Origin of the sequence: Aeromonas sp. 61P (genome assembly GCF_051919545.1) — a bacterium.
Lineage (GTDB): Bacteria > Pseudomonadota > Gammaproteobacteria > Enterobacterales > Aeromonadaceae > Aeromonas > Aeromonas veronii.
On record NZ_JBQBEL010000001.1, the window covers coordinates 1,999,122 to 2,012,678 of the forward strand.

Here is a 13,557-nt window from a genome sequence, read left to right on the forward strand (position 1 = left end):
CGTCCATGGAACGGTTGAAGGTCGAACTGGGTGAACGCAGCTATCCCATCGAGATAGCTGCAGGGTTGTTGCAGCGCCCCGAGGCGCTGGTATCGACCATCAAGGGCAAGCGGGTGATGATAGTGACCAACACGGTCGTTGCTCCGCTTTATCTTGAACGGGTAACCGCGTTGCTGTCGGGTTTTCAGGTTGAACACCTGATCCTGCCTGACGGCGAGGCGTACAAGAACCTGGCGACCTTTGAGCAGATCATGTCTGCTCTGCTTGAAACCAACCATGGGCGCGATACGACACTGATCGCTCTGGGGGGCGGCGTGATTGGGGATGTGGTGGGCTTTGCGGCAGCAAGCTATCAACGTGGCATTCCTTTTATCCAGATCCCGACCACTCTGCTCTCCCAGGTTGACTCCTCTGTCGGCGGTAAAACCGCTGTCAACCACCCCCTCGGCAAGAACATGATTGGGGCTTTTTATCAGCCCAAACAAGTTGTTATCGATACCGAATGTCTGAGTACCTTGCCCGCCCGCGAATTTGCCGCAGGGATGGCCGAGGTGATCAAGTACGGCATCATTTGGGATGCTGATTTCTTCAGCTGGCTGGAGCAGAACATGGTGCGTCTGCAACAGCTGGAACCTGCCGCGCTGGCCTACGCCATCAAACGTTGCTGCGAGATCAAAGCCGATGTGGTCGGTCAGGATGAGACCGAGCACGGCGTCCGTGCGCTGCTCAATCTGGGTCACACCTTTGGTCATGCCATCGAGGCCGAGCAGGGGTATGGCAACTGGCTGCATGGTGAAGCGGTATCCGCCGGCACCATGCTGGCAGCCTGGACTGCGCAGGCCCGTGGCGATATGAGCGAAGAGGACGTTGCGCGTGTGCGCGCTCTGCTGCTGGCCGCCAATCTGCCCATTCATGCGCCTGCCGAGATGGATTTCGCCGCCTTTATTCGCCATATGCGCCGTGACAAGAAGGTGCTGGAAGGCAAGCTGCGTCTGGTGTTGCCGGTTGGCATCGGCCATGCGCAGGTGGTGGGGGATGTGTCCGATGCCGAGTTGCTGGCGGTGATCGAGTCTGGTCGTGACGAATAAACTGCTAAAACTTCCTTCCCAGCGGCAGCTGGTTGACCGGCTGCTGCATCTGATTGAATTCAATCACCCTTTCATTTTTCTCTCCGGTAAACCCGGTTGTGGTCGCGGTACCCTGTGCGAATCCCTGCTCGGCGTGTTGCCGGAAAAAGTGCGGGTGGTAAGCCTGATTGGTACACCTGCCATGAAGATGGTGGATGTGCGCCAGTTGTTGCTGCCACAGGTGGTGGCGCGCCCGCTGTTCAATCCACAGGATGCGCTGGCGGAGAGCTTCTTTCGCATGCTGGAGGGGAGCAAGCCAGCCACCCTGTTGCTGCTGATAGAGCGGGCCGACCAGTTGCCGGCCGAATTGCTGGGAGAGTTGTGGGCGATCATCCGTCATAACGATACCCTGGCGGCGCCCCATCAGCTGGCCATTATTGTCTCGGGCAGTGACGTTTGGTGTCGTACCCAACGGCCGCAGCTCAAAGGACGTGCCATGCCAGCCCTTGAGCTGGAAGTGCCGCCACTGAGCCCGCCCGAGCAGCGCATCTTCTTGTATGAGAAAGCCAAAGAGCTCAAGATCCCGGCGACCCTCTTGCCCAAGCCGCAAGTCGAGGAGATCCTGAAAACGGCGAACGGACATCCGTCCACCATCATGCAGTTACTGGAGGATATCATGACCGACAGAAGGCCCAAGAAGCGTCAGGCGGAGTTGCCTGTCAAGAAGATTGCCACCGCTATCGCGCTGGTCGCTGGCGGCCTGCTGGCTTTGAGCTACCTGCTGCCTGCGCTGTTTGACAATGAAAGCAAACCGGCACTGCAGGATCCGGCGCAAAACACGGCATTGCCGATCCCGGTAGCGGGAGGCGATCCCCTCACCGCTGGCGGTTCGAATACAGATTCCGCTGCACAAGGCGCGCAAAACAGCGATGCAGCCAGTAATCCCAATGGGGTTGTGAAAGATTGGCAGCCGGAGGCGAAAGTGCTGCCCAAGTCGGTGGAGAGCGAAACCGTGACCACCGAATCAACCAATTACGAAGGGCGTCGGGTGGTGATCTCTGACGAGGTCGTGCAAAAGCTGATGACCGAACCCAAGGTGAGCGGCGCACTGCCTACTGACGTGGTGGACGAGCTGACCGGCAAGAACCCGAGTGGCACAGCCCCCAGTGGTGCAATCGCAACCACGGCGCCAGCCAGTACCGCCAAGGCACTGAATCCGGCGACAACCGCAACGCCTGCGGCCACCACCAAAACCGCCAACAGCGAGCCGGTTACCGCGCCAGCACCCAAAGTGGCCCTGACACCGGTCGCCACCTTGAACAAGAAGCCGCGCAACCACTATAGCGTTCAGCTGATGGGGGCGAGCAACACCAAGGCGGTGGATCAATTTGTTGCCGAGCATGGTCTGGCGGGCAAGGTATGGGTCTATCAGACCAAATTCCGTGGCAGCCCCTGGTATGTGGTGCTGCAAGGGGATTATGCCGGTCTGACCCAGGCCAAGAGTGCCATTCGCAAGCTTCCGCCAGCCTTGCTGAAAGGTCAGCCCTGGCCCAAGTCGTTTGCACAGGTACAAAAAGAGCTGAAGCAATAGCCTTGATACCGGATAAGGGGGTAGAATCGTCCCCCTTTTTGGGTCTTGCCTTCTTACACACCGGATTTCCATGAAAAAAACACGCGCTTTTTTAAAATGGGCCGGGGGAAAATACTCCCTGGTTGAAGAGATTGCCGAGCGCCTGCCGGCCGGGCGTGTGTTGCTGGAGCCCTTCGTCGGGGCCGGGTCAGTGTTTCTCAACACCGACTACGACGCGTATGTGCTCAACGACATCAATCCGGATCTGATCTGCCTGTACAACCACCTCAAGCTGACGCCGGACAGTTTCATTGCCGAGGCGCGCAAGCTGTTTGTGGCAGAGCACAACCACAAGGCGGCCTATTACCGGCTGCGTACCCAGTTCAATCAGACCGAGACCACCTTCGAGCGGGCACTCTTGTTCCTGTTTCTCAACCGTCACGGTTTCAACGGACTGTGCCGCTACAACAAGAAGGGCGGCTTCAACGTGCCGTTCGGTTCCTACAAGAAACCCTATTTCCCGGAAAAAGAGCTGTGGGCCTTTGCCGAAAAGGCGCAGAAGGCGACCTTTATCTGCGAGAGCTACGCCGACGCCATCAAGCGTGCCGAAGAGGATTGGGTTATCTACTGTGATCCACCCTATGCGCCGCTCTCCACTACGGCGAGCTTCACCACCTATGCCTCCGGCGGGTTTACCCTGGATGATCAGGCGATCCTGGCGCGACTGGCCCGTCACACAGCCGCTCACAAAGGGGTGCCGGTGCTGATCAGCAACCACGATATTGAGCTGACTCGTGAGCTTTATCGCGGTGCCCGCCTCGACGAGATCCTGGTCAAGCGCACCATCAGTCGCAACGGCGGCACCCGCAACAAGGTGGCCGAATTGCTGGCGCTCTATCCGCCCGGCATCGAACCTGAGCAGGGCTACTATCCCAGCGACAGTGAACTGCTGCCGCTGACGTAACAGACCATGCGGCGCCCAGGGGCGCCGTTTTTTATTGGCGCGCCTGGGCCCGTGCCGATGCCGCAAAACCCGGGTGGCTGGGGGAGGGGAGGCGATTGCCCCATTTACCCCGCATTCGAGTCGTTTTCGCCCGCCTTTTACGTTAAAATTGCGCCGCTTTTTCTCCCTGGCTGCCAATGGATGATGCTGATGAAAGACTTTCTGATTGCCCCCTCGATCCTCTCTGCCGATTTTGCCCGTCTGGGTGACGATGTAGCCAAGGTACTGGCTGCTGGTGCCGACGTGGTTCACTTCGACGTGATGGACAACCACTATGTCCCCAACCTGACCATTGGCCCCATGGTCTGTCAGGCGCTGCGTGACTACGGTATCGAGGCCCCCATCGACGTGCACCTGATGGTCAAGCCGGTGGATCGCATCATTCCTGATTTTGCCAAGGCCGGTGCTTCCCTCATCACCTTCCATCCGGAAGCCTCTGACCACGTAGACCGTTCTCTGGGTCTGATCAAGGAGATGGGCTGCCAGGCGGGTCTGGTGCTCAATCCGGCTACCTCGCTCTCCTGCCTCGAGTATGTGATGGACAAGCTGGATGTGATCCTGCTGATGTCGGTCAACCCGGGCTTCGGTGGCCAGAGCTTCATCCCCGGCACCCTCGACAAGCTGCGTCAGGTGCGTCGCCTGATCGACGAGAGCGGCCGTGACATTCGCCTCGAGATCGACGGCGGGGTCAAGGTCGACAATATCCGTGAAATCGCCGAAGCGGGTGCCGACATGTTCGTCGCCGGCTCTGCCATCTTCGGCAAGCCCGATTACAAAGCGGTGATCGACCAGATGCGTGCGGAGCTGGCTCATGTCAAACGCTGAGCGCGCATTTGATCTGGTGCTGTTCGATTTGGACGGCACCCTGATCGACAGCGCCGCCCAACTGGCGCTGGCAGTCAATCTGACTCTGGCTGATCTGGGTCTGGAACAAGCTGATGAAGCGGTTATCCGTACCTGGGTCGGCAATGGTGCCGACAAGCTGATCCAGCGGGCGCTCGCCTATCGCGAGGCCGATCCCGAGCTGTTTGCCAAGGCCAGACCGATTTTTTTCCAGCACTACAACGCCTGCCTGCTGCAAGGGCTGGCGATGTATGAAGGGGTGGCACAGAGTCTGCGTCGCCTGCAAAGCCTGGGCTACAAGCAAGCGATCGTTACCAACAAGCCGAGCGATTTCGTGGCACCCATCCTCGATGCCCTTGGCATCAGCGATTGTTTCGAACTCTGGCTTGGCGGCAACTGCGTGCCGGTCAAGAAGCCGAGCCCGGAGCCCTTGCTGCACGCTTGCCAAGAGTTGGGGGTGAGCCCGGCTCGCACTCTAATGGTGGGCGACTCAGAAAATGACGTGCTGGCGGCCAAGGCGGCTGGCATGAAGGTGGTGGGTCTTACATACGGCTACAACTATGGCCGCCCCATCGCCGACTCCCATCCAGACTGGGTATTCGAGCAGTTTGCCCAGCTCGATGCACTTTTGGTCTAATAGCGCAGCTGGGCTGGCTGAATAACAAGGATTAACACTCTCATGACTAAACCAATCGTATTGAGCGGAGCGCAACCCTCCGGTCAACTGACCATCGGCAACTACATGGGGGCCCTGCGTCAGTGGGTCAACATGCAGGATGAGTTCGACTGCCTCTACTGCATCGTCGATCTGCACGCCATCACCACTCGCCAGGACCCGGCTGCCCTGCGCAAGGCTTGTCTGGACGCGGCCGCCCTCTATCTGGCGGTCGGTATCGATCCCAAGAAGAGCACCGTCTTCATCCAGTCTCACGTGCCGCAGCACGCCGAGCTGGGCTGGATCCTCAACTGCTACACCCAGATGGGTGAGCTGTCGCGCATGACCCAGTTCAAGGACAAGTCCACCCGTTTCGAGAACAACGTCAACGTCGGCCTGTTCGGTTATCCGGTGTTGATGGCTGCTGATATTCTGCTCTATCAGGCCAATCAGGTGCCGGTCGGCAACGACCAGAAGCAGCATCTGGAGCTGACCCGTGACATCTGTACCCGTTTCAACAACCTCTATGGTGACGTGTTCACCATGCCGGAGCCCTTCATTCCGACCGAAGGGGCGCGGGTGATGAGCCTGCAGGATCCGACCAAGAAGATGTCCAAGTCGGATGACAACGAGGCCAACTTCATTGGTCTGCTGGAAGATCCGAAGAAGATCATGAAGAAGATCAAGAAAGCTGTGACTGATTGTGATGAGCCGGCGGTGGTGCGTTTCGACCCGGAAAACAAACCGGGTGTTTCCAACCTGCTGACCCTGATGTCAGGGGTGACGGGTCGCTCCATCCCCGAGCTGGAGCAGCACTTCGAAGGCAAGATGTACGGTCACCTCAAGACCGAAACCGCCGAAGCCGTAGTTGCGCTGCTGGAACCGATTCAGAGAAGATATAACTTATTGAGGGAAAATGAAAAATACCTTGAGTTGATCTTGGCTCAGGGGGCATTAAAAGCCCAAGCTCGGGCTTTAAGAACTCTGAAGAAAGTGAAAAAGTCCATCGGATTTGTGAAAAAGAGCGCATTTAGGAAAAAGGCCTTTTCAAATGATTTCGCTTGCTTTTATGGTGATCTCCCACCTTTGGAACCTGTTGAGTTAAATCAAGGTCAATCAGCCTAAAGGGAGCGATGACGAAGTTTGTTGCTGAAAAAAACCTGACCAGCGTATATGATGTAGTCGGCTTCGTTCCTCGAGCCTGACATACTGGGAAGGTGTAGTAGAAGAGAGCTGGGTATTTGCCTGGCTTTCTTTATTTTCTGCCTAGCTATTTTGTTTAATTTCTTTATTTCAACCTGGGTAATATCCCCAAGAGAAAGCATGCCTGTTCAACCAACTATTTCTGCTGAAGAGCTGAGTGACAAAGGTCACTGGCTACGTAAATTTCGCAAGGCGAAAAACCTAAATACCCTGCAGTTGATGGTCTCCAATGCCATCGACAAGCACCATAAAACCCCTGCCGTTGCTGCCGCCATCTATCTGGCCGAGTGTCAGCGTGAACGGGAAATGGAACAGGGTCGTTATCTCGATCGTTAATTCTCCGCTGTTGGTTATCTCATGCTGTTGTTGATCGATAACTACGACTCTTTTACCTGGAACCTGGTGCAATATTTCGGCGCCCTGGGACAAGAGGTTGTGGTCAAGCGCAATGATGAACTGACGCTTGATGCCATAGCGCAGCTCTCCCCCCGTTTTCTGGTGATCTCTCCCGGTCCCTGTACGCCCAATGAGGCGGGGATCTCTCTCGATGCCATCAGCCACTTCGCTGGCAAGCTGCCCATTCTCGGCGTCTGTCTCGGTCATCAGTCGCTGGCGCAGGCCTTCGGCGCCCGCATAGTGCGTGCCCGTCAGGTAATGCACGGCAAAACCTCGCTCATCCGCCATCGCAATGAGGGGGTGTTCAAGGGGCTCAACAACCCGCTGAGGGTGACTCGTTACCATTCACTGGTGGTGGAGCGCGATACGCTGCCCGACTGCTTCGAGGTCACCGCCTGGAGCGAGCATGCCGATGGCTCGTTTGACGAGATCATGGGGTTGCGCCACAAGACGCTCCCTGTCGAGGGTGTTCAGTTCCATCCGGAGAGCATTTTGAGCGAGCAGGGCCATCAGTTGCTGGCCAACTTTCTGGCGCGTTCATAAAAAGTTGTGATCGCCTTCTCAAGTTCGAGAGAAGGCAAAAAAAATTTCCCTGACACTTTATTCACCCCCTCTCCTGCCCAAATTATCTCTTGCCAAGCCCCCCTGAGTCGTTATGCAATGCGGTTGCCTAAAATCTCAAGAGCAATCGAACATTGTTCCTTATAGGCCGTCTTGTTACAGACTTTTTACTTTATTTCTGTGATAATCCCGTCACGTTTACACGGATTTAACTTTTGGGCGGTGGATTATTCTGTCGCCGAATCGAAGGAGAGCTATATGTCAGAGTTGTTGGCAGTGACACGTGAAGTGTTTGATGAAGTGATGGTTCCCAACTATGCGCCCGCCAAGATCATCCCGGTGCGTGGTGAAGGGTCACGTGTCTGGGATCAGGAAGGGCGCGAGTATGTCGACTTCGCCGGTGGCATCGCCGTCAACGGTTTGGGTCACTGTCATCCCAAGCTGGTCGAGGCCCTGAAAACCCAGGGCGAGAAGCTGTGGCACCTCTCCAACGTCATGACCAACGAGCCGGCCCTGCGTCTGGCAAAGAAGCTGGTCGCCGCCACCTTCGCCGACAAGGTCTACTTCTGCAACTCCGGCGCCGAAGCGAACGAAGCCGCTCTCAAGCTGGCTCGCCGCTATGCCATCGAGAAGTTTGGCGAGCAGAAGACCCAGATCATCGCCTTCAATCAGGGCTTCCACGGTCGTACCTTCTTTACCGTCAGCGTCGGTGGCCAGGCAGCCTACTCCGATGGCTTCGGTCCCAAGCCCGGTGACATTACCCACGTACCCTACAATGATCTGGCGGCGCTGGCCGAGGTGATCTCCGACAACACCTGCGCCGTGGTGATGGAGCCGCTGCAAGGGGAGGGGGGCATCATTCGTCCTACCGACGAGTTTGCCAAAGGGGTGCGCGAGCTGTGCGACAAACACAATGCCCTGCTCATCTATGACGAAGTACAGTCCGGTGTCGGTCGTACCGGCGAGCTCTACGCCTACATGGGGCTTGGCGTCACGCCGGACATCCTCACCAGCGCCAAGGCGCTGGGTGGCGGTTTCCCTATTGGCGCCATGCTGACTACCAACGAAATCGCCTCTTACCTGAAAGTGGGCACTCACGGCTCTACCTACGGCGGCAACCCGCTGGCCTGTGCGGTCGCCGAGGCGGTGATCGACGTGATCAATACCCCGGAGGTGCTGGCTGGCATCAAGCAACGCGAACAGCTGTTCCGCGAGGGGCTTGAGGCGATCAACGCCAAATACCACTGCTTTAGCGAGATCCGCGGCAAGGGGCTGCTGCTGGGCGCTGCCCTGAGCGATGCCTACAAGGGGCGTTCCCGTGACTTCCTGCTGGCCTCCATCGATCAGGGGCTGATGGCACTGGTGGCTGGTACCAACGTGGTTCGTTTTGCCCCTTCACTGGTGATCCCGGAAGCGGACATCAAGGAAGGGCTGGCCCGCTTCGAGAAGGCTGTTGCCCAGGTGGTTAACGCCTGATTCCAAATTGAGGTGGGGAGCTCTCCCGGCAGGAGCCGGGACCCCACCTGTCGTCAATGAAAGGGAGTTGTCATTTATGTTGGTTATCCGTCCCATCGAGCAAAAAGATTTTGCCGGGCTCAAGACCTGCGCCATCGAGTCCGGCACCGGCATGACCTCGTTGCCCGTCAACGATGAGCTGCTGCAGCGCAAGATTGATGCCTCTACCCAGACTTTTTCCGACAAGCCCGCCGGCAAGGGGGACTGCCTCTACTTCTTCGTGGCCGAGGATCTGGAGACCGGCGAGATGGTCGGCACCTGTGCCATCGATGCCGCGGTTGGCCTCTCCCAGCCGTTTTACAACTACCATATCGGCAAGGTGGTGCACTCTTCCCCCAAGCTCGGCATCTACAACGTCGTTGAAACCCTGACCCTCTCCAACGACTACACCGGCAACTCCGAGCTCTGCACCCTGTTCTTGCGCGAATGTGCCCGCGAGGGGCTCAACGGCCGCCTGCTCTCCAAGCACCGCTTTCTGTTTATGGCCGAGCACCCCGAGCTGTTTGACGAGACCGTTTTCGCCGAGATGCGCGGCGTCTCCGATGCCAACGGTCACAGCCCCTTCTACGAGTGGCTGCAAACCCATTTCTTCTCGATGGATTTTCCCACCGTCGACTATCTGACCGGCATCGGCAAGAAGCGTTTTATCGCCGAGTTGATGCCAAAGTACCCCATCTACGTCAATTTGCTGAGCAAAGAGGCGCGCGCCGTTATCGGCCAGACCCACGAGAAGACCCGCCCGGCCATCAAGATGCTGCAGGACGAGGGCTTCGTGAACCGTGGTTACGTCGATATTTTCGATGCGGGCCCCACCGTCGAGTGCGACGTGAAGAATATCCGCAGCGTGCGTCGTAGCAAGAAGCTGCGGGTGCTGGTGGGCGAGCCCATTGGTGGCAAGACCCACCTTATCTGCAACAGCCGTTTCGAACATTACCGCGCCTGCTACGGCAATATCCGGGTCGATCTCGACAAGCACGAAGCCATCATTACGCCCAAGATGGCGGCGGCACTCAAGGTGCAGGATGGCGACATGGTGCGGGTGGTTGACCTCGACTGAGGCAAACAGGACAAGCAAACCGATTATCAGACAGGCAGCCGAGGCTGCCTGCCAGCGACAGGGAGTGAATGGATGAGCCAGTTAGTGCAATTTATCGACGGTCAGTGGCTTGCCGGTGAAGGCAAGCCGTTCGAGTCAACCGATCCGGCCAAGAACGAGGTGATCTGGCAGGGGGCTGCCGCCAGTGCGGCGCAGGTGGATGCCGCCGTCAAGGCCGCCCGTGCCGCCTTCTACCATTGGGCGGACATGAGCCTTGAGGATCGTCTGGCCATAGTGCGTCGTTATGCCGACCTGCTTGGCGAGCAGAAAGAGGTGCTGGCCCTGACCATCGCCCGCGAAACAGGCAAACCGCTGTGGGAGACCCGCACCGAAGTAGCCGCCATGCAGGGCAAGATTGCCATCTCCATCCGTGCGCACGACGAGCGTACCGGCACCGTTGAAAATGCCATGCCGGGCGCCAAGGCGTTTGTCCGTCACAAGCCCCACGGCGTGGTGGCGGTGTTCGGCCCCTACAACTTCCCGGGCCATTTGCCCAACGGCCATATAGTCCCGGCGCTAATTGCGGGTAACGCTGTGGTGTTCAAACCCTCCGAGCTGACACCCATGGTGGCCGAGGCCATGGTCAAGGTGTGGCAGCAGGCCGGATTGCCCAAGGGAGTGCTCAATCTGGTGCAAGGGGAGGTCGAGACTGGCAAGGCGCTGGCGGGCAACCCCGATATCGACGGCCTCTTCTTCACTGGTTCATCCCGCACCGGTCATTTCCTCCATCAGCAGTTTGCCGGTCAGCCGGGCAAAATTTTGGCGCTGGAGATGGGCGGCAACAACCCGCTGATCGTGAAAGACGTGAGCGACATCGACGGCGCCGTCCATGCCATCGTCCAGTCTGCCTTCATCACCTCAGGTCAACGTTGCACCTGTTCCCGCCGCCTGTTTGTCGAGCGCGGCGAGCGGGGCGATGCCCTGGTCAATCGACTGGTCGAGGTGGTCAGCCAGATCAAGGTCGGCCTCTATGACGCCGCAGAACAGCCGTTTATGGGGGCAATGATCAGCGAGAAAGCGGCGATTGGCATGGTCGAAGCGCAGGCCAACCTGCAACAGCTGGGCGGCGAAAGCCTGCAGGTGCTTGAGCACCTGAAAGCGGGCACCGGCTTTGTCTCCCCGGGCATCATCGATGTCACTGCGATCAGCGCGCTGCCGGACGAAGAGTACTTCGGCCCGCTGCTGCAGTTGATCCGCTATGACGATTTCGATGCGGCCATCGATCTGGCTAATGCCACTCGCTACGGCCTCTCGGCCGGTCTGTTGGGTGACAAGGAGGCGGACTGGAATCACTTCTTCAAGCGGATCCGTGCTGGCATCGTCAACTGGAACAAACCCATTACCGGTGCTTCCAGTGCCGCGCCTTTTGGCGGTATCGGCGCTTCCGGCAACCACAGGGCGAGCGCCTACTACGCCGCTGACTACTGTGCGTATCCGGTTGCCTCCGTCGAAGACAGCAAAGCCGCCATGCCGGATCAACTGTCGCCCGGCCTGCGCTTCTAATAACGACACGGGGCATCCAGCGGTGCCCCCATCTGTACCCGCAATCAAAGGAAAGAGAGATGCAAAAGGATATCGACACCCTGTTCAGCCATCTGTGGGACAACTACATCAAGGTGACCCCGAGCGCCCTCAAGGTGCACACCCTGCTGGGTGGCGGCGAGCCCATCGTCAACGATCACGTGGCGTTTCGTACCTACAACCTGCCCAAGCTGGGGCTGGAGAAGCTGGCCGCCCACTTTCTGGCGCTCGGTTACGAGCAGAAGGGCGAGTATGTGTTCAAGGCCAAGAAGCTCTACGCCAAGCACTTCGAGCACAAAGATCCGGACGCGCCCAAGGTCTTTATCAGCGAGCTGAAGGTCGAAGAACTCTCCCCGGCGGCGCAGGCTATCATCCATAAACTGGCGGATCAGGTGCCCGATCATCTGACCGATACCCCGGCATTTCTCTACACCGGCGCCCCCTGGCAGGTCTCCTATGCCGATTATCAGACCCTGCTGGCGGAGAGCGAGTACGCGGCATGGATGGCAGCATGGGGCTATCGTGCCAACCACTTCACGGTCAATATCAACAAGTTGAAGGATTTCGACACCATCCATCAGGTCAATGCGGCGCTCAAGGCGGCGGGTTTTGTCCTCAACAGTGTGGGTGGCGAGGTGAAGGGGGATCCGCAGGTGATGCTGGAGCAATCCTCCACCATGGCGGACAAAGCCGAGGTTCCGTTCAGCGATGGGGTGCGTACCATCCCGAGCTGCTTCTACGAGTTTGCCCTGCGCTATCCGCAGGCCGATGGTGTGCTCTATCCGGGCTTTGTCGAGGCCTCGGCGGACAAGATCTTCGAATCGACGAATGCCATGTAACGGGAGCGACCCTGTTTCAGTCGCAACGCCTCCTCGTGGAGGCGTTTTGTTTGGCGCCGAGTGACGGTGGCGAGTGTTGTCTGACGCCGCGTGGGAAGGGGATTTGTACGGAGCCCAACCGGTAAATGTGTGTTGATAAAAATGTGAACGAGATCACTTGAGACGACACAGATTGACGCTGGCGGTGGAGCAAAAAGGAGTAGAATGGCGCTTTATTTTTGCGGGGCCAATCGATGCCTAACTATCACTTTTTCAAGCAGGGTCAGGCGCTTACCTATCTAGATGCCAATGCACCTAGCTATAGCGATGAGCGTCGTCAACTGGTCGAACAGGGATTTTCCGCCATCGCCGCTCCCACCTTTGCAGATACTCCGGCCGAAGCCCTTGAGCTGCTTCGCACTCATCAGGCACTACAGGATGAGGCCAACGCCAACGCCCTTTGTTTGACAGTTGCCGCTATTCCGGCAGCGATCGCAACTCTGTCCGGGCACTGACGCTACCGCCATGTTCACGTAAACAAAAAATGGTGCCACTGTGATGGCACCATTTTATCGGTTTGCCTGCTTGCCCCTGAGCCGTTTAGCGCTGGTGCAGGTCACCTTCGATAACCAGCACGGTATCCATCCCTGCCGCCTTGCCAGCCTCAAGCCCGATGCGGGTATCTTCAAACACCAGACAGTTGGCCGGATTGGCGCCGAGCAATTCGGCCACCTGCAAGAAGGTATCAGGGTGCGGTTTGTGGTTGGTGACATCATCGGCACTCACCACCACAGAGATATAGGCATCGAGCCCGGTACTCTTCAGGATCGACTCCGCCTGATTGCGCGGTGAACCGGTGCCAATCCCCATCTTGACCTTGCCGTGATAGTGCCTGACCAGCTCCCACATTTTGGGAAAGACGCTGACCTTGTCGATATGTGCCATATAGAGGGCAATCTTGCGGCGGGTAAAGGCCTCGACATCCACCGTCAGCCCCTGCTGCTCGGCCAGCATGGCGATGATCTTGCGGGTGGGAATGCCGCCGTACTGATAGAGCTGATCCCGCTCGAAGGGGATGCCGAACTCGGCGCAGGTGAGCTCCCAGGCATCCAGATGGAGGGGCATGGAATCTACCAAAGTGCCATCCATATCGAAAATCAGGGCATCGTAGTGATCAAACCCGTACTGCTCACGCTCGCTCATGGGGGCTCCTCGAATCAAATAGAGCAGGCTAGCAGAAACGGTCGGCGTTTTGTGGGATCGGCCTCATGGTTGGGCATATTGTGGCCGCCGTTTTTTCTATCTCTTG

13 protein-coding genes and 1 pseudogene are annotated in these 13,557 nt (G+C 57.9%); 13 read left to right on the top strand and 1 reads right to left on the bottom strand.

The features are described from left to right. Positions 1-5: 5 nt before the first annotated feature. From aroB to ACTG2O_RS09705, 13 genes and pseudogenes are all read left to right on the top strand, one after another. Positions 6-1,088, top strand: a complete 1,083-nt coding sequence (gene aroB / locus ACTG2O_RS09645; RefSeq protein ID WP_019446352.1) for a 3-dehydroquinate synthase — start codon at positions 6-8, stop codon at positions 1,086-1,088. Then, the gene (locus ACTG2O_RS09650) at positions 1,078-2,658 is read left to right on the top strand and encodes an SPOR domain-containing protein (protein ID WP_429047701.1); all 1,581 of its coding nucleotides are present in this window, start codon (positions 1,078-1,080) and stop codon (positions 2,656-2,658) included. Before aroB ends, ACTG2O_RS09650 begins: the two co-directional genes overlap by 11 nt. Before the next feature lie 70 nt (positions 2,659-2,728). Beyond that, positions 2,729-3,601 (top strand): Dam family site-specific DNA-(adenine-N6)-methyltransferase, encoded by an 873-nt coding sequence (locus tag ACTG2O_RS09655; RefSeq protein WP_005335008.1) that lies wholly within the window; start codon positions 2,729-2,731, stop codon positions 3,599-3,601. Positions 3,602-3,790: 189 nt separating this feature from the next. Next, a complete protein-coding gene (gene rpe / locus ACTG2O_RS09660; RefSeq protein ID WP_040066900.1) occupies positions 3,791-4,465 on the top strand; it encodes a ribulose-phosphate 3-epimerase in 675 nt (224 codons plus the stop codon). Continuing rightward, on the top strand, positions 4,452-5,120 hold the full coding sequence (locus ACTG2O_RS09665) for a phosphoglycolate phosphatase (protein WP_439975664.1): 669 nt from the start codon (positions 4,452-4,454) through the stop codon (positions 5,118-5,120). Before rpe ends, ACTG2O_RS09665 begins: the two co-directional genes overlap by 14 nt. A 42-nt stretch (positions 5,121-5,162) precedes the next feature. After that, positions 5,163-6,164, top strand: a pseudogene (gene trpS, locus ACTG2O_RS09670) (tryptophan--tRNA ligase); the annotation flags it as partial. Positions 6,165-6,461: 297 nt separating this feature from the next. Further along, a complete protein-coding gene (locus tag ACTG2O_RS09675; protein ID WP_005334997.1) occupies positions 6,462-6,677 on the top strand; it encodes a hypothetical protein in 216 nt (71 codons plus the stop codon). Positions 6,678-6,698: 21 nt separating this feature from the next. Further along, entirely contained in the window at positions 6,699-7,280 is a 582-nt protein-coding gene (locus tag ACTG2O_RS09680) for an aminodeoxychorismate synthase component II (RefSeq protein ID WP_058059215.1), read from the top strand. Between the two features lie 276 nt (positions 7,281-7,556). Beyond that, positions 7,557-8,774, top strand: coding sequence for an aspartate aminotransferase family protein (locus tag ACTG2O_RS09685; protein WP_236302761.1), 1,218 nt, complete (start codon positions 7,557-7,559; stop codon positions 8,772-8,774). A 76-nt stretch (positions 8,775-8,850) separates the two neighbouring features. Continuing rightward, positions 8,851-9,870 (top strand): arginine N-succinyltransferase, encoded by a 1,020-nt coding sequence (gene astA, locus ACTG2O_RS09690; RefSeq protein WP_323936657.1) that lies wholly within the window; start codon positions 8,851-8,853, stop codon positions 9,868-9,870. A 72-nt stretch (positions 9,871-9,942) separates the two neighbouring features. After that, positions 9,943-11,412 (top strand): succinylglutamate-semialdehyde dehydrogenase, encoded by a 1,470-nt coding sequence (gene astD / locus ACTG2O_RS09695; protein WP_439975665.1) that lies wholly within the window; start codon positions 9,943-9,945, stop codon positions 11,410-11,412. Between the two features lie 59 nt (positions 11,413-11,471). Beyond that, complete coding sequence (locus tag ACTG2O_RS09700; RefSeq protein WP_159144220.1) at positions 11,472-12,269, top strand: DUF1338 domain-containing protein; 798 nt, start codon at positions 11,472-11,474, stop codon at positions 12,267-12,269. A gap of 233 nt (positions 12,270-12,502) precedes the next feature. Beyond that, a complete protein-coding gene (locus ACTG2O_RS09705) occupies positions 12,503-12,763 on the top strand; it encodes a hypothetical protein (RefSeq protein ID WP_439975666.1) in 261 nt (86 codons plus the stop codon). Between the two features lie 85 nt (positions 12,764-12,848). On the opposite strand, the gene ACTG2O_RS09710 is transcribed toward ACTG2O_RS09705, so the two are convergent. Further along, positions 12,849-13,451 (bottom strand): HAD family hydrolase, encoded by a 603-nt coding sequence (locus ACTG2O_RS09710; RefSeq protein ID WP_150995647.1) that lies wholly within the window; start codon positions 13,449-13,451, stop codon positions 12,849-12,851. Positions 13,452-13,557: the final 106 nt, after the last annotated feature.

Excerpts from the sequence above, each read along its gene's own strand:
- aroB (WP_019446352.1), top strand. The coding sequence starts at position 6 with ATGGAACGGTTGAAGGTCGAACTGGGTGAACGCAGCTATCCCATCGAG.
- ACTG2O_RS09655 (WP_005335008.1), top strand. The coding sequence starts at position 2,729 with ATGAAAAAAACACGCGCTTTTTTAAAATGGGCCGGGGGAAAATACTCC.
- rpe (WP_040066900.1), top strand. The coding sequence starts at position 3,791 with ATGAAAGACTTTCTGATTGCCCCCTCGATCCTCTCTGCCGATTTTGCC.
- ACTG2O_RS09665 (WP_439975664.1), top strand. The coding sequence starts at position 4,452 with ATGTCAAACGCTGAGCGCGCATTTGATCTGGTGCTGTTCGATTTGGAC.
- ACTG2O_RS09675 (WP_005334997.1), top strand. The coding sequence starts at position 6,462 with ATGCCTGTTCAACCAACTATTTCTGCTGAAGAGCTGAGTGACAAAGGT.
- ACTG2O_RS09680 (WP_058059215.1), top strand. The coding sequence starts at position 6,699 with ATGCTGTTGTTGATCGATAACTACGACTCTTTTACCTGGAACCTGGTG.
- ACTG2O_RS09685 (WP_236302761.1), top strand. The coding sequence starts at position 7,557 with ATGTCAGAGTTGTTGGCAGTGACACGTGAAGTGTTTGATGAAGTGATG.
- astA (WP_323936657.1), top strand. The coding sequence starts at position 8,851 with ATGTTGGTTATCCGTCCCATCGAGCAAAAAGATTTTGCCGGGCTCAAG.
- astD (WP_439975665.1), top strand. The coding sequence starts at position 9,943 with ATGAGCCAGTTAGTGCAATTTATCGACGGTCAGTGGCTTGCCGGTGAA.
- ACTG2O_RS09700 (WP_159144220.1), top strand. The coding sequence starts at position 11,472 with ATGCAAAAGGATATCGACACCCTGTTCAGCCATCTGTGGGACAACTAC.
- ACTG2O_RS09705 (WP_439975666.1), top strand. The coding sequence starts at position 12,503 with ATGCCTAACTATCACTTTTTCAAGCAGGGTCAGGCGCTTACCTATCTA.
- ACTG2O_RS09710 (WP_150995647.1), bottom strand. The coding sequence starts at position 13,451 with ATGAGCGAGCGTGAGCAGTACGGGTTTGATCACTACGATGCCCTGATT.